Annotated in this window: 13 protein-coding genes and 1 pseudogene; 8 read left to right on the top strand and 6 right to left on the bottom strand. The window is 71.4% G+C overall.

Annotated elements, in window-relative coordinates; genetic code table 11:
• Window positions 1-1,829: protein kinase (locus tag VF139_02105; GenBank protein ID HEX6850171.1), on the bottom strand; the 1,829-nt coding region annotated here is incomplete at its 3' end.
• A gap of 239 nt (window positions 1,830-2,068) precedes the next feature.
• Here VF139_02105 and VF139_02100 point away from each other — a divergent pair.
• The 6 genes and pseudogenes from VF139_02100 to VF139_02075 all read left to right on the top strand — a co-directional run bounded on the left by VF139_02100 (window position 2,069) and on the right by VF139_02075 (window position 6,837).
• Complete coding sequence (locus VF139_02100) at window positions 2,069-3,199, top strand: hypothetical protein (protein HEX6850170.1); 1,131 nt, start codon at window positions 2,069-2,071, stop codon at window positions 3,197-3,199.
• Window positions 3,200-3,256: 57 nt separating this feature from the next.
• Window positions 3,257-4,141 carry an ArsA-related P-loop ATPase gene (locus VF139_02095; protein ID HEX6850169.1) on the top strand — a complete coding sequence of 295 codons (885 nt, stop codon included), beginning with the start codon at window positions 3,257-3,259 and terminating at the stop codon, window positions 4,139-4,141.
• Window positions 4,138-5,181: an ArsA-related P-loop ATPase gene (locus tag VF139_02090; GenBank protein ID HEX6850168.1), complete on the top strand. Its 1,044-nt coding sequence runs from the start codon at window positions 4,138-4,140 to the stop codon at window positions 5,179-5,181. The genes VF139_02095 and VF139_02090 overlap by 4 nt, the downstream gene beginning before the upstream one ends.
• Window positions 5,182-5,246: 65 nt before the next feature.
• The gene (locus VF139_02085; protein ID HEX6850167.1) at window positions 5,247-5,705 is read left to right on the top strand and encodes a polyhydroxyalkanoate synthesis regulator DNA-binding domain-containing protein; all 459 of its coding nucleotides are present in this window, start codon (window positions 5,247-5,249) and stop codon (window positions 5,703-5,705) included.
• A gap of 66 nt (window positions 5,706-5,771) precedes the next feature.
• Window positions 5,772-6,152, top strand: a complete 381-nt coding sequence (locus VF139_02080) for a phasin family protein (GenBank protein HEX6850166.1) — start codon at window positions 5,772-5,774, stop codon at window positions 6,150-6,152.
• 16 nt (window positions 6,153-6,168) lie between these two features.
• Window positions 6,169-6,837, top strand: a pseudogene (locus VF139_02075) (patatin-like phospholipase family protein).
• 484 nt (window positions 6,838-7,321) lie between these two features.
• Here VF139_02075 and VF139_02070 read toward each other — a convergent pair.
• From VF139_02070 to VF139_02060, 3 genes are read right to left on the bottom strand one after another with little or no spacing between them, the layout of a single operon-like run.
• Window positions 7,322-8,563: a 1-acyl-sn-glycerol-3-phosphate acyltransferase gene (locus tag VF139_02070; GenBank protein HEX6850165.1), complete on the bottom strand. Its 1,242-nt coding sequence runs from the start codon at window positions 8,561-8,563 to the stop codon at window positions 7,322-7,324.
• A gap of 2 nt (window positions 8,564-8,565) precedes the next feature.
• Window positions 8,566-10,251: an AarF/UbiB family protein gene (locus VF139_02065; protein HEX6850164.1), complete on the bottom strand. Its 1,686-nt coding sequence runs from the start codon at window positions 10,249-10,251 to the stop codon at window positions 8,566-8,568.
• A gap of 7 nt (window positions 10,252-10,258) precedes the next feature.
• Window positions 10,259-11,806, bottom strand: a complete 1,548-nt coding sequence (locus VF139_02060) for a hydroxymethylglutaryl-CoA reductase (GenBank protein HEX6850163.1) — start codon at window positions 11,804-11,806, stop codon at window positions 10,259-10,261.
• Between the two features lie 270 nt (window positions 11,807-12,076).
• On the opposite strand from VF139_02060, the gene VF139_02055 reads away from it, so the two are divergent.
• Window positions 12,077-13,744: a hypothetical protein gene (locus tag VF139_02055; GenBank protein ID HEX6850162.1), complete on the top strand. Its 1,668-nt coding sequence runs from the start codon at window positions 12,077-12,079 to the stop codon at window positions 13,742-13,744.
• Between the two features lie 4 nt (window positions 13,745-13,748).
• On the opposite strand, the gene VF139_02050 is transcribed toward VF139_02055, so the two are convergent.
• Window positions 13,749-14,558, bottom strand: coding sequence for an SDR family NAD(P)-dependent oxidoreductase (locus tag VF139_02050; GenBank protein HEX6850161.1), 810 nt, complete (start codon window positions 14,556-14,558; stop codon window positions 13,749-13,751).
• A 105-nt stretch (window positions 14,559-14,663) separates the two neighbouring features.
• On the opposite strand from VF139_02050, the gene trxA reads away from it, so the two are divergent.
• Window positions 14,664-14,996 (top strand): thioredoxin, encoded by a 333-nt coding sequence (gene trxA, locus VF139_02045; GenBank protein HEX6850160.1) that lies wholly within the window; start codon window positions 14,664-14,666, stop codon window positions 14,994-14,996.
• Here trxA and VF139_02040 read toward each other — a convergent pair.
• On the bottom strand, window positions 14,993-15,400 hold the full coding sequence (locus tag VF139_02040) for a hemerythrin family protein (GenBank protein ID HEX6850159.1): 408 nt from the start codon (window positions 15,398-15,400) through the stop codon (window positions 14,993-14,995). The genes trxA and VF139_02040 overlap by 4 nt on opposite strands.
• Window positions 15,401-15,431 lie beyond the last annotated feature (31 nt).

Here is a 15,431-nt window from a genome sequence, read left to right as displayed (position 1 = left end):
CCCCGAGCGCCGTCCCCCGCGTCGGCCCACAATCGCGCGACGCGCTCCTCGTCGATCGCCGCGCCTTCTGACGCCAGGACCTCCAGCCGCTCGGCGGCCGCGCGCGACAGCGTGCGCCGGATCTCGGCGCCGATCGCGGCGCGCACGCAGTCCGCCGCGAGGCGCGATTCGAGGTGCAACGTCCCGGCGCTCGATGAAACGAGGCCGGCGGCCTCCGCGTCGCGCTGCGCGGCGGCGGCGGCTTCCTCCGGCACGCCCGCGATCGCGGCGACATCCCGGGGCGTTCCGGATCCGAGCAACGCCAACGCCTCGAGCCATCGACGCGAGTCGGGCGTGAGCGCGTCCAGACGGCGGCGGACCGACGCCTCCAGGCTCGGGGCTTTCGTCGCGCGGCCGCCCTTCTCCCAGCCGCCCTCGATCAGGAGCGTCGCGGCGGCGAGCGCGTTCCCCTCCGACGCCTCGCGCAGCCAGCGCAGGCGCGATTCCGAGGGCGCGTGACCGGTCGCTTTCGTCGCGAGCGCCCGCAGGCCGTCCACGTCGAGGGGCGCGAGATCGACCCGGCGCAACGACGGGACGATCTCCACCTGTCCGAGGAGGAGCCGTACCGACGGGGGGCGGACCTCCGCGGGGCGCAATGCCGCCACGACGCGAAGCGGCGCCTCCCTCGGCTCGCGCGCCACGCGGTCCAGGAACTCCGAGGCGCGCCCCGAGGCGGCGTCGACGTCGTCGAGCAGGACCACGACGCGCGTCCGCTTCGCGCGGGCGCGAAGCTCGGGGAGCAACGCGAGCGGGTCGTCGCCCGGGCCGACGCGGACCACGTCGGCCCCCTCGCCGACGAGGCCGGCGTCGAGCCAGCGCAGCAGCCGCGACTTCCCCGATCCGGCCGCGCCGCACAGGAACACGACGCGCGGGGAGTCTCCCGGCTCGACCGCGGCGCCGAGCGCCGCGAGCTCCGCCTCGCGCGCCACCGGGCGACCGGAGGCCAGGCGCGCCTCCCGCTCGGTCTCGGTGTCGTCGGCGAAGATGCGCCCGAGCGCCGATCCGAGGCGCGCGAGCGCCTCGACGGCGTCGGCGGGACGCTGGGACGGATCCGGCGCGAGCAGCTCCTCGAGCCACGCCGCGATCGCGGGAGGGAAACCGTTCGGCGCCGCGGGGCGCCGGCGTCGGCCTTCGCGGGCCGCCGCGATCAGCGCCGCGGTGTCTCCGCGCTCCAGCACGAACGGGGGCTTCCCGTGCATCGCGTGGTAGAGCAACGCGCCGAGCGCGTAGAGGTCCGATCGACGCGACGCGGGCTCGCCGTCGAACCGCTCGGGGGCGAGGTACTCGAGGGTCCCCGAGAGCCCTCCGTCGACGGTTTTCGCCGCGCCGCCGTGCGCGGCGAGGCCGAAGTCGAGGAGCACCGCGCGCCGGCCCCGGCGCGCGTGATCGCGGACGAGCAGGTTTCCGGGCTTGAGGTCGCGGTGGAGATAACCCGCGTCGTGAAGGAACGCGAGCGCGCGCAGCGACTCGACCGCGAGATCGACGAAGGCCCCGGCTCCGTCGCGCGCCACCGCCGAGACCAGGTCGCGGCCGTCGACGAACTCCTGGACGAGCTGGGCGTCGCCGGAGTCGGGGTCGCGCGCGAAGGCGACCGCTTCGACCAGGTTCGGATGGGACAGGGAGGCCACCGTCGCGTACTCGCGGCGAAGGGCGATCTCGCCGCCGGGGTCGGTGGCCGTGGCCTCCTTGACGGCCAGCCGCGATCCCCCGGGACCTTCGACGAGCCAGACCCGTCCGGCGCCTCCTTCTCCGAGGAGGCGGATCCGCTGAAAGCCGATCCCCGCGGACATGCCCGCAAGATACGCCCAACTTCCGCGATCGAGTTTCACTTTGAGACGGTCGAGGTGCCCCGTAATTCGAATTCCGCTCACTGGCTTTATGAAATGCGCTCAGCGAATAGTCGTCAATGCCTGAACGCAAATTCGGGGTGGAAATGTGAACCGATTCGTGGCGTTCGGCGTACTCGTTCTGCGTAGTTGAGCAGCGGGATGCTTCGTTTCGCATCCCCACAACCAAGGAAGGAGCCCCGATGTTGTCCCGTTCCATTCGCGTCGTGATGTTGCTTGGCACCCTCGCCGGTGCGACGACGCTCGCCTCCGCACAGGAGAAGGGCAAGGGCTGGAGCGTTCCGAAGTGCCGCGAGATCTCCGGCACCGCCGCCGTCACCTACACGAAGGACGACGGTGCGACCCTGACCCCGACCAAGCTCACGCTGCGCGGCACGCGCTACACCCTCGGGGTGGCGACGAGCGACAAGGCCAATACCCTCTGGGCGGTCCAGGACCGCACCCTTCTTCGCTCCACGAGCGCCGGCTGCCGCTGGGATGCGGTCGCCTACGTCGAGGTTCCCTCCGGCAGCGACGGCTTCGCGCTGACGCTCACCGCCGGCCGCGGCGATCGCGCGTGGGCGTGGGCCGACGGTCGTCCCGACCTCTCGCGCGTCGACGGGACGACGGTCACCCCGATCAAGGTCCCCGGCAACGTCGTGGGCGTCGGCACCGATGCGGTCGACGGCGATCGCGTGCGCGTGGGCGACGATGCCGGCCGGATCTGGGAGTCGACCGACGGCGGCCTCTCCTGGGCGCCCGTCAGCACCTCCGGCTTCGGCGACGCGATCGTCTATCGCGCCGCGTTCGATCCCGCGAACCTCGATCACGTGCTCTTCGGCGTGACCAACCAGGGCGTCGCCCTCACCTTCGACGGCGGCCGGACCTGGGAGAAGGTCGCGTCCATCTCGCCGACCTTCGGCCCGGTGAACGTCTTCAACGTCGTGGTCTCCCCGGCGGACGGCAACGTCGTCTACGCGCAGGGGGTCGACCTCGACGAGTCCGACGCCGGCGCCCCCAACAACGGCCGGCACATCTGGCGGTCGGTCGACGGCGGCCTGAGCTGGTCCTCGGTCGCGGAGGAGGACGGCGTCAACGGCTTCTTCATGCCGAACGGCTCCGTGATGGCCGCGCACCCCTCGAACGCCGACGTCCTCTACTGGCTGTTCGGCACGCCGTCGTTCGATTACGGCACCGACGTCTACAAGGTCGACGTCTCGGCCGGTGCGCCGACCAAGACCCACAACGGCTACGACAAGATGAGCGCGATCGCCTTCCACCCCGGCGATCCGTCGATCCTGTATCTGGGGGTCGACAGCGAGCAGGGCTTCTAGTACACCGCGTCTCGGAGCTCCGCCGCATCCCGCGGCGGAGCTCCGGACGCGGTCTCGATGACGCTTCTCGAGTCCCTCGCCTCCCGACGGCTGATCCTCGTGACCGGCAAGGGCGGAGCGGGGAAAAGCGTCCTCGCGGCGACCCTCGGACGCCTGCTCGCAGCCCGCGGGCGACGCGTCCTCCTCCTCGAGTCCGATCCCCGCGAAAGCCTCTACCGCTACCTGGGCGCCGACCCCTCCGGCGGCGGCACGGTCGAGGTCGCGAAGCGCCTGCGCCTTCGCAACCTCGACCCGCGCACGGTCATCGACGACCTGGTGCGCGGGGCCCTGCCGGTCCCGTTCCTGATCGGCCGCGTGCTGCGAAGCCCCGTCTACCGCCATTTCGTCGACGGCGCGCCCGGGCTCAAGGAGGCGGCGGCGCTCGCGCATGCCGTCCGCCAGCTCGGCCAGCGCCGCGGTCCCGACCTCGTCGTGTTCGACGCTCCCGCGACCGGCCATGCGCTCGCGATGCTCGACGCGCCGCCGCTGCTCGCCGACGCCGTGAGCACGGGGCCGATCGGTCGGATGATCGAGGAGGTCGCGACGTTCCTCGACGACGGCTCCGCCTTCGCCGCCCTCGTCGCCGGGCTCGCGGAGGGGCTGGCGACCGAGGAGACGCTCGAGCTGACGGAAGGGCTGAAGGCCCGCCGGCGCCGACCGGCCGCCGTCGTCGTGAACGCGCTGTACCCGCCCTGGATCGGCGCCGAGCCCTCGGACGCCGCGGGGAAGGCGTGGCGCAGGCGCCGCGCCGCGCAGCAGGACTCCCTCGATCGCCTCCGCGCGGGATGGGACGGCCCGGTGATCGAGCTGCCTCTCTCGCGCTTCGAGCGCGACGACGAGCTCGTCTCCACCCTCGAGCCGCACCTCGAGCGCGGTCTGCGCGTTCCGGGGGCGACGCGATGACCCGCCGCCGGAACGGACCCGACCTGCGCATCGTCGTCGGCGCGGGCGGCGTGGGAAAAACGACGTTCGCGGCGGGACTGGGCGTGGCGTACGCCCGCGACGGGCGCGACGTCCTGGTGATGACTTTCGACCCCTCGGAGCGGCTGAAGGACGCGCTCGGCGTCGGCGACGCCGCGCGCGACGCCTCGATCCGCGTGCCCCTCGAGGCGAAGGGGATCCTCGAGGCGAGCCTGCTCGACGCGAAGCGCACCTTCGACCGGATCGTGGCGCGCTACGCCCCCGACGAGGCCTCGCGCGAGCGGATCGCGAACAACCGCTTCTACCGCGAGCTTCGCGGCAGCCTCGCCGGGATCCTCGAGTACATGGCCGTCGAGCGGCTGTTCGAGGTGGCCGAGGAGCGACGGCACGACGTCGTGATTCTCGACACGCCGCCGGCGCGCCAGGCGATGGACTTCCTGGGGGCGCCGCGCAGGATCGCGGACTTCCTCGACAGCGGCGCGATCGAGATCGCGCTGAAGCCCTGGTTCGACGATCGCGGGCGGTTCCGGGCGGGGGAGCGGTTCGGTCCTCTCGGCCGCGGCCTCGAGCGGCTGCTCGACCGGCTCGTGGGGATCGGCCTGCTGCGCGAGCTCGCCGAGTTCTTCCACGCCTTCGAGCCCCTGTACGCGGGATTCCGCGAGCGGGCGGTGCGGGTGGAGAAGCTCCTGCGATCCCCGACGACCTCGTTCCTGCTCGTCACCTCTCCGGCTCCCGAGCGGGTCCCGGACGCGATGATGTTCGCGCGCAAGCTCCGCGAGGAGGGGCACCGGCTCCGCGCGGTCGTCGCGAACCGCGTGCACCCGGAGGTCCCGGGGCGAGCCGGTGACCCCGGCCGCGATCTCGTCGCCTGGCTCGGGCGGCGCGACCGCGCCTCGCTCGCCCGCCTGCGCGGGCTCCTGCCTTCCGAGCTCCCCCTGATCGAGGCCGCGTTGTGCGACGCGCCGCCCCTCGGGTTCGACGACCTGGAGCGCCTGGCCCGTAACGTCGCTGACATGACTTGACGGATCTCAAGTGACAAGGATGCCGCGGCGCGGCACTTGTATGTGCGGGCCCCCGAGGTGACGCCATGGTGCGACTCGTAAAGCGGTACGGAAGCCGGAAGCTCTACGACACGGAGGAGAGTCGGTACGCGACGCTCGACGAGATCGTCGCGTGGATCCGGGACGGGCAGCAGGTCCGCATCGTCGACAATGCGACGGAGGCGGACGTGACGACGGCCGTCCTGGCCCAGATCATCGCGGAGCAGGGACGACGCGGAGCCTCCACGCTTCCGACGGAGACCCTGCACGACCTCATCCGCAAGGGCGAGGACGCGCTGCGCAGCGGGGTCGAGCAGGTCCAGATCGGCGTCGAGAAGCTGCTCGAAGCTTCGCTCGACAGGATCGGTCCCGTGCGCCGCGCCCGGGAGGACATGGAGTCGTTGAAGGAGCGCATCGCGCAGCTCGAGGCGGCGCTCGCGCGGGCCGAGGCGGGGAAGGGCCCCGTTTCCGGCGGCCGCGCGGCCCGTGCCGCGCGCAGCGTGTAACCGGTTTCGAGAGGTCCGGCGGCAAACAGGGGAGTTGGGCCGCACGTCGCGGCCGGGAGGTTCCCAATGGCAGTCCGCAAGACGATGGCAAACTTCGATCCGACCGAAACGGCGCAGAAGATCTGGCTCGCCGGACTCGGCGCTCTCGCCGTGGCCGAGGAGGAGGGCTCCAAGCTCTTCAAGAACCTCGTGACCAAGGGGAAGCAGACGGGCGACTGGGCCGACATGCCCGGGCGCGCGGTGAACGAGACCAAGGGCAAGATCAAGACCGCCGCGACGAAGATCGAGGCGGAGGTCGACGACAAGGTGCAGATGGTGCTGCACCGCTTCGGCGTGCCCACGCGCACCGAGATCGAGTCGCTGAGCAAGCGCGTCGAGGCGCTGACCAAGACCCTCGGCAAGACCCGCACCGCGCCGCGCCGCAAGAAGACGACCGCCCAGGCCTAGGACCGGACCCTCCGCCGTGAAACGCCGCGCACGCGGCCACGGCCGGATCGGTCTCGCCCTGGCGGGGGGCGGGCCCGCGGGAGCGGTGTACGAGATCGGCGCCCTCCGGGCCCTCGAGGAGGTCCTCGAGGGCGTCGATCTGACCGACCTTCACGTGTACGTCGGGGTGAGCGCCGGGTCGCTCGTCGCGGCGTTGCTGTCGAACGGGATCACGCCCGCGCAGATGTGCCGCGCGGTCGCACGGCACGATCACCGGGTCCACCCGTTCTCCCCGAAGATCTTCTTCACCCCCGCCGCGGGCGCGTGGCTGCGCGGCGGCCTGCGCGTCCCGGAGCTTCTCGTCCAGGCCGTCACCGCCTACGCCGGCGATCCGGACGACCTCTCGCTGACGGAGTCGATGGCGCGCCTGGGCCGGGCGCTGCCGCTCGGCCTGTTCGACAACCGGCCGATCCGCGAGTGGCTCGAGAAGGTGCTCGCCCACGAGGGACGCACCAACGACTTCCGCGAGCTGGGACGGCGGCTGATCGTGGTCGCCGCCGACGTCGACGCGGGCACCGCGGTGCGTTTCGGCGAGCAGGAATGGGAGGACGTGCCGATCTCGCAGGCGGTGCAGGCCTCGACGGCGCTGCCGATCGTCTACCCGCCGGTCAAGATCGAGGGTCGCTACTACGCCGACGGCGTCCTGCTCAAGACGCTGCACGCCTCCGTCGCGCTCGAGGAGGGCGCCGACCTGCTCTTCTGCATCAACCCGATCGTGCCGATCGACACCCGTCACGCGGTCGAGGCCGGGGCCATGCACCAGGAGCACCTCGCGGAGATCGGGCTCCCCGCCGTCCTGTCGCAGACCTTCCGGACACTCATCCATTCGCGGCTGCAGCTCGGCTTCGGCGCGTACCGCGCGCGATATGCGGACGCCGACGCGCTCCTGATCGAGCCCGGACCCGACGACTACGAGATGTTCTTCACGAACATCTTCAGCTTCTCCTCGCGCATCCGGGTGCTCGAGCACGCATGGAGGTCGACGCGCCGCTGGATGCGATCGCGCGGCTCGGGGTTCGAGAAGACCCTCGCCCGGCACGGGGTCGGCCTCCGGCGGGACGTGCTCGAGGACGAGGACCGGGAGTTCTGGACCGAGTTGATCCTCGACCGCGTGCCCGAGGGGCTTCCCCTCACCGAGAAGCTGATCCGACTGCTGGAGCGGGGGGAGGCGCTGGCTCGGGACCGCGAGTCGCGCGCGGCGGCTCGCAAGCCGCGGCGGCGGAAGCGGGCTTCGGCGGCAGGGGGCGCTCGCTGAGCCGCCAGTGGAAGTTCCCGCGCAGCTCCCGGGCGACGTTGCGCGGGAGGCCGCGGTAGCCGCACGGCGGCTTTCGGAAGGTCCGGGCGAGCGAGAGCAGCGGCCACCCGAACGGCACGTAGAACGCCGCGAGGTCGAAGTCCCGCAGGATCGCGTGCAGGCGCGAGCGCGCGGGCGGGCGCCGACGGTCGCGATCGTGGCGGACCCACTGCACCGGCCAGCTGATCGGGAACATCGAGGCCCGGGCGCCCCGGGCGTTCCGGAACGAGCGGACGAGCGAGCGCAGGTGGTACGGCGACCGTCCGTATCGTGCGACGAGCCGGTCGAGCTCCTGCTGCATGTCCGCGCGTATCGACTCGGCGACGCGGGCGAGCGGCTCGCGGTCGGCCGTCTCGGGGTCGGCGATGCCCGCTTCGCGTACCCGCGCCGCGACGTCGATCGGCGTGCCGATCTTGAAGATGAGTCGCGCGGGCAGGGACAGGTACCACACCCACGGCCACGAGATCGCGAGGAGCGCACCCGGAAGCGGCAGGAACGGCACGTGGAAGACGCGGCTGAACAGCCGGTCGACCGGCTTCAGCATGAAGTTGAACGGGATGATCCACTCGCCGTTGACGACGTAGACCGGATGGACGGGTACGCCGTGTTTCGCGGCGAGGCGGACGAAGCTCGTCTTGAACGGCTGCAGGCGGTAGCGGTTCTGGAATCCCTTGCCGATCCCCGGCACGCCCTCGGGGTAGTAGACGATCCGCTCCCCCCGGGCCATCAGGCGGTCGAAGTTGTCGTAGGTGACGTCCACGCCTCCGCCGCGCCGCCAGAAATTGTCGAGGCCGAACGGGTTCATCCACCACGTGAAGGCGAGCTCCTTCTCGAAGGTGCTCCGGAACTTCGCCTCCGGGGTCATGCCGCCGCGTTGCCACAGGAGCGCGTCGAAGACCATCGCATCGTAGGGGAACGCGTTTCCGCTGTGGTTGGGCGCGAGGATCGCGGGACCCGACGCCGGCAGGTTCTCGCGGCCGAGCAGGCGCGGACGGAAGTACCGCTCCATCACGTTGCCCAGGTGCGAGTGCATCAGGTCGCCGAGGTAGTCGAGATCGAGAGGCTCGTAGGCGGCCATCGTCAACCTCCCCGCCTCCAGGCCAGGAGGAACGCGATCGCGAAAAGGGCCACGGCGAGGCCGGGGCGCGCCCCCGCCGCGACGAGGACGGCTCCGGCGACGAGGCAGAAACCCGACAGCAACGTCGCCCGGATGCCGACCCAGGGGCTCTCCGGCTGGCGTCGCGTCGCACGGTCGAGCACCTGCAGCCCCTCGGTCACGAGCATCGGGGCCTTGACGATCGCGTCGATCAGCTCGGGAACGCCGCGAAGACTGTCCTTCGCCAGGCGCCACGGGCTGAACTGCCCCAGGAAGATCCGCTGGATGTGCGGATGGGAGACGGCCGCGACGTCGAAGCCGGGATTCAGGACGTGGCCGACCCCCTCGAAGGTCACGAGCGCCTTCACCATGAGGACCATCTCGACGGGGAAATACATCCGGTACTTCCCGCCGCGGGCGACCGACTCGAGGATGAGCTGCGCGAGCGAGAACCCCTCGAAGGTGGCGCGGCGCTTCCAGCGCCGGCAGATCTCCTCGACCTCCTTGCGGAAGCCGACCGGGTCGCCGCCGCGCCCGGGCTGCGCGATCGCCGCGAGGTAGCGCGCGGCGCCTTCGGAGTCTCCCGAGACCAGCGCGTAGTAGTAGTAGAGGAGCGTCCGTCGCAGCTGGCTGTCGAACCGGCCGACCATCCCGAGGTCGATGAACCCGCAGCGCGCGCCCGGCAGGATGATCAGGTTCCCCGGGTGCAGGTCGGCGTGGAAGAAGCCGTCGAGGTACAACATGCGGATGATCGACGCGGCCCCGAGGTCCACGAGCCGGTTGCGGTCCTCCGCGGGAAGCCCGCGCGCCTCGGGGGTGTCGGGGCGGACGCCGTCCAGGAACTCCATGCACAACACGCTCTTCCCGCTGTGCTCGCGGAAGATCCTGGGGAACACGATGTCGGGGAGGTCGCGGAAGTTGGCGGCGAAGGTCTCCGCGTTGTCGGCCTCGAGCCGCAGGTCGACCTCCCGCAGCGTGTAGTCGCAGAACTCGTCGAGGACGCGGCGCGGCTGGAACCGCCCGAGCGGAATCTGGAGGACGCGCCCCAGACCGCGGAGCAGGAGCGCGTCGCGCTCGAGGGTCTGGGCGATCCCGGGCTTGACCACCTTCAGGATCACGTCGTGCCCGTCCCGGGTCGTCGCCCGGTGCACCTGGGCGATCGATGCGGATCCGAGCGGCACGGGGTCGATCCAGAGGAACGCCTCCGAGGCCTTCCGGCCGAGCTCGTGCTCCACCTGCGCGAGGAACGTCTCGAACGGGACCGCGGGGAGGCGGTCGAGCAGGTGCTTGAGCTCCTCGGTGATCGACCTCGGCAGGATGTCCTCGCGAAGGCTGAGGATCTGCCCGAGCTTCACGTACGTGGGGCCGAGCGCCTCGAGGCGCCGGCGCAGCTGGACGGGGAACGGGAGATCGCGCAGCGCGCGCGACAGGAACGGCCGCAGCGCCGCCGCCGCGACGCGCTGCAGCAGGAACCCGGGGCCGCGGTGGGAGCCGTCCTCGGCGCGCCGTCGCACGTTGGCGACGAGCATCCCCACGAGCAGTCCCGCCGCGTGGCGGTGGGTCTTCAGGAACCGACGGGTGAGCCCGGCCGGCGGCTCCGGGACGCGCGTCTCGAATCGCGCGGCCGGAGCGGCCACGGCACGTTCGGCGACCGTCGCGTCGGCGTCCATCGCGGACCTACCGGTTCCTTCCCAGGGTCTCGTGGCTCGTGACCCAGTCGAACGAAGCGATCGCCGAGCCCAGCGAGAGCTCCCCCGCGAGCGCGACGCCGGCGACGATCTCCGCGAACCGGCTGGCCTTTCCCTTGCCGCGGCACCCGAGGATCTCGAGGCACTCGCGCTGCGTGGGAAGACCCGTGCCGCCGCCGTGGGTCGCGACGATCAGCGCGGGGATCGTGAGGGAGAGGTAGAGATCCCCCGCCGGCGTCACGTCGGTGTAGACGATCCCCGCCGAGCTCTCGGCGACGTTGGCCACGTCCTGCCCGCAGGCGATGAACATCGCCGCGATGCCGTTCGCGGAGTGGGCGCCGTTGTTCGACGCCCCGGAGAGGTACGCTCCGATCGTGGCGATCTGCGCCTGGTGGTGCAGCGTCTCGGGCTCGGTGTGGAGATGGTCCTGCACGATCGCCCGCGGGATCGTCGCCTCCGCGGTCACGCGCTTGCCGCGCGTGCGGAGCATGTTCACGTGCGAGCCCTTCTTGTCGGTCGCGAAGTTCGACTCGAGGTAGAAGGAGACGACCGAGTCGACGTGCGACAGGATCCAGCTGCACGCGGCGAGCGTCGCCTTCCCCACCATGTTCTGCCCGGCGGCGTCGCCGGTGGAGAAGCTGAAACGCAGGAACGCGAAGGCGTTCGAGAGGTAGGCGTCGATGTCGAGCAGGCGCGCCACGCTCGAGGTCGATTCGGCCGCTTCCCGGATCGACGTCATGTTCCGGCCGACCCAATCCCGGAAGTCCCGCGCCTCGCGCGCCGAGCGGAACACGAAAACCGGCGCGCGCTGCATCCGGTCGTCGCTGACGGTGCAGGTGACTCCCCCCGCGAGGTTGAGCACCTTCATGCCACGGTTGTAGGAGGCGACGAGGGTTCCTTCGGTCGTCGCCATCGGGATCAGGTACTCGCCGCGTGCGTGCTCGCCGTGGATCCGCAGCGGGCCGGCGAGCCCGACCGGAACCTGCGCGACCCCGACGAGGTTCTCGCAGTTCCCCTTCGCGAGGGCGGGCTCCCACGAGTACTTGTCGAGGTGCTCGAGACGGACTCCCGTGCGCTCCTCGAGCCACCGGCGCCGGCCGGCGACCATCTCGGGGGCCCAGTCGTTGGCCCTGTCCCCCGGGATCCCCTCGGCCTTGCGGGCGGGTCCCGTGTCCGTCCGGGCGGCGTCCTCCACGGTGAACGCGACCTGGCCGAAGGGGGACGTCTCGAAGGCGAGGTGGATCTTGTGGTTCTTCCCCGCGCCGATCTCCCCCGGCGCGTGCACGCGGACGATCTCGCGGAGCGGGAAGCGGACCGGGTTCTCCTTCGAGACGAGCTCGGCGGGGAGGCGCCGCCCGTCGGTGAACTCGAGCTCGACCGCGTGGAGCGGGACCTCCGAGCCGTTGATCTGGATCCGGCGCAGGCCGGTGAGCACGGCATCGCTCAATCGGTTCTTCAACGCGAAGCGAACGCCGCCGGCGTTCGTCTCGAGGCTTCCCTGGGAGTAAAGGCGCTTGAGGACGAACGAGGGAATCATGGCGAGCCTCCAGCGCTCGGACAAGGGTCCGATCCCACGGCGATGCATGGGCCGCGCCATGGCCGGATGCCGCGCGGCACGGTCTTCCGAGCGGCTTCGCCCCGGGCCCCGCGCGAAATCGCGCAACCGCGACGGGGGATGAGCGCAATTTGCCGCGCCGCAACGCGGCGTCGCCGCTGCGGCAATCGTGCGGCAAGACCGGTGCTCCGCGGGAGGCTCCGTGCGCGCGCCGCGGTGCGCGGCGTAGCATGCGGCGAAGGGGAGGACGTCATGCCCGCGACCCTCACGCAAGCCGACCTCAACGCCGTGCTCGATCGCCTCGCTTCCCGCAAGGACGCCTGGGTCCGCGTCGGGATCCCCGACCGGATCCGCTACCTTCGCCGCGCCCTCGATCGGACGGTGGAGGAGATGGATGCCTGGGCCGCCGCGGGCGCCGCCGCACAGGGCCTCGGTCCCGATTCCGCGGTCGCCGACGAGATCCGGCTGACCGGTCCGGTGGTCCTGGCGCGCGGGCTGCGCCTGTACATCGACGCGTTGTCGCAGGGCGGCGAGCCCGCGCTGAGGGTCCGCACGGCGCCCGGGGGACGTCGCACCGTCCGGGTGATGCCGTTCGACCTGTGGGACCGGCTGCTCTTCCCCTTCATGTCGTGCGAGATCTGGGTGCCGCCCGGTCTTCCGCCCACCGTGGGTTCCGCCTACACCGACAAGGCCGCGCGGACGACGGGACGGGTGCGCCTGGTGCTCGGCGCGGGGAACATCTCGTCGATCTCCCCGGCCGATGCCCTCCACCAGCTACTCGTGGACGACGAGGTCGTGCTGGTGAAGCTCCATCACATCACCCGGTGGCTGAAGCCGATCCTCGACCGGATCTTCGCGGACCTCGTCGCCGACGGTTTCGTCGCGTTCCTCGAGGACGCCCCCGGACACGGGGCGAGCCTCGTCGCCGACCCCCGGGTCGACGGTCTTCACATGACGGGCGCGGCGCCGACCTACGACGCCATCGTGTGGGGCGCGGACCCCGACGAGCGGGAGCGCCGGAAACGGGCCGGAACGCCGCTCGTCTCGAAGCCGTTCACCGCCGAGCTCGGCTGCGTCACCCCGGTGATCGTCGTGCCCGGCGACTGGAGTCCCGCGGACGTCGCGTTCCAGGCCCGCAGCGTCGCCGGCATGCTCCAGCTGAACGCCGGCTTCAACTGCAACGCGCCGAAGCTCCTCGTGCTCGCCGGAGGGTGGACCCACAAGGCGGCGTTCCTCGAGGCGCTGCGCCGGGTCTTCGCGACGCTCCCCGAGCGGCCCGCGTATTACCCGGGGGCTCGGGACCGCTGGCGCGCGTTCGTGGACACCTATCCCCGGGCGGAGCGATTCGGGCGCGACGTCGAGGGAGTGGTCCCCTGGACGCTGGTTCCCGGGGTTCCCGCCCGCAAGGGCGAGTACGCGTTGACCCACGAGGCGTTCTGCGGGGTCCTGGCGGTCACCGAGATCGACGGCGGCACCGCCGCGGACTTCCTTCCCCGCGCCGTTGAATTCGTCAACACCTCCGTCGACGGGACGTTGTCCGCCGTCGTGATCGCGGACGGCGCGACGCAGCGTCGCCATCGCGACGCGTTCGAGCGGGCGCTCGCGGACCTCCGGTACGGCTGCATCGGCGTGAACTTCTGGACCGGGCTGGCGTTCGGCCTCATGGCCCCGCCGTGGGGGGCCTATCCCGGCGGAACGCCCGGGAACGTCGGATCGGGGATCGGCTTCGTCCACAACTGCCTGCTCGTGGACCACGTGGAGAAGGGGATCGTGCGGGCCCCGTTCCGGCCCCCGCTCAAGCCGCTGTGGTTCCCCGACGTGAGGACCGCACGCGGCATCGGCCGGCGCCTGATCCGGTTCCTGCTGAAGCCGTCGCTCGCGCGCCTGCCCGCGCTGGTCTGGGAGGCCGTCCGGGCCTGAGCGTCTACCCGCGACCTTTCCAGGTCGTCATGCTCGTCGACACCCCGAGCAGGCGCGCCGTCGAGTCGAAGACCGCGGCCGGAAGGACCCCCTTCAGGAACGGCGTGAGCTTCACCATCCAAGGAAGCCGAACCCACGGTCGGTCGGCGAGGATCGCGCGGGTGACCTTCTCGGCGAGTCTCTCCGGGGTCAGCAGCGGGACGAGGAAGGGCGCGCGCACCCCGTCGAAGAGCCCGGTGGTCACGTAGCTCGGGCAGACCGTCGTGACGCCGACGTGGTCGTTCCCGCCGAGCTTCAGCTCCGACCGGAGCGACTCCGAGAAGCCGATCACCGCCCACTTGCTCGAGGCGTACGTCGTCCCGTGCGGGAGCGCCAGGAACCCCGAGGCGCTCGAGACGTTGACGAGGTGCGCGTCCTCCCGCTCGAGGAGGTCCGGGAGGAACGCGTGCGTCATCGCGACGAGCCCTTCGACGTTGACGCGGTAGGTCGTGACGTGCCGCGCCAGCGGGACCTCGAGGAACGGCCCTCCGAAGACCACCCCGGCGTTGTTGACGAGGACGTCGATGGGCCCGCCCTCGCCGTGGACCGCGTCGCGCAGCGCCGCGATCGAGAGGGTGTCGGTGACGTCCACCGGGAAACCGAAGGCACCGGCTCCCGTCGCCCGGATCGAGGCGGCGGACTCGTCGAGGGCCCGCGCGTCGAGGTCGGCGAGCAGGAGCGTCGCGCCCTCCCGGGCGAGGCGCCGCGCCAGCGCCAGCCCGATCCCCCTCGCTCCGCCCGTGATGAGAACGCGCTTTCCGCGAAGTTCGCGCATGGCATCCTCCCCGCCGGCACTCTAGCGCCGCCCGGGCGTGACGTCGCGACACCTTGATGCATCTCATGCGGGCGAACACGGTCGTTCACGAAAGGGGATGGGACGATGGCTTCCGAGAAGGTGCTCCAACTCGACGGGACGAACTTCGACCGGGAAGTGCTGCAGAGCGAAGTGCCGGTCCTGGTGGATTTCTGGGCCGCCTGGTGCGCGCCCTGCCGCATGGTCGGACCGTCGATCGACGAGCTCGCCGCCGAATACGACGGCCGGGCGAAGGTCGGGAAGGTCAACGTGGACGAGGCGGGGGATCTCGCCGCGCGATTCGGGATCACCTCGATCCCCGCTCTCCTCTACTTCAAGGGCGGCAAGGTGGTCGATTCGCTGATCGGCGCCCAGCCCAAGGGAGTCCTGTCCCGGGGGCTCGACGACCTGCTCGCCTAACGCGCCTTCCCCCGCTCCTTCAGGAACTCCGCGAAGTCGCGGTCGACCGTCGTGACGTGGCCGATGAGCCAGCGCCGGAGGGCGTCGAGCACCGGCGGCTGCAGCTCGTCCTCCCCGGCGTCGATCCGCTCGCGCAGCTCGTTCATCATGCCGATCGCCGCCTCGTGGTCCTGCACGTGGGCGGCGTAGCCGGGGTAGGCGTGACCGCGCATCAATAACTGCTCCGACAGGAAGTGCGCGTCGAGGTAGGTGACGAAGGTCGCGAGGCGATCGCGGGTCCTCTCCCGGTCGCCGCTGGCCGCGGCGGCCTCGAGCGCGTCGAGGAGCTTCAGCTGGGCCTCGTGTTCCGCGTCGATCGCGGGCACTCCGAGACGCACGTCGTCGGGGCGGGCCTTGGTCGTCATTCCGGATCTCCCGGATCGGAACTTACCCCTG

The sequence above is a fragment of the Candidatus Polarisedimenticolaceae bacterium genome, from assembly GCA_036376135.1.
In the GTDB taxonomy this organism is placed as follows: domain Bacteria; phylum Acidobacteriota; class Polarisedimenticolia; order Polarisedimenticolales; family DASRJG01; genus DASVAW01.
Note: the sequence above shows the minus strand (reverse complement) of the source record. Positions and strands in the feature narration are given on the sequence as shown.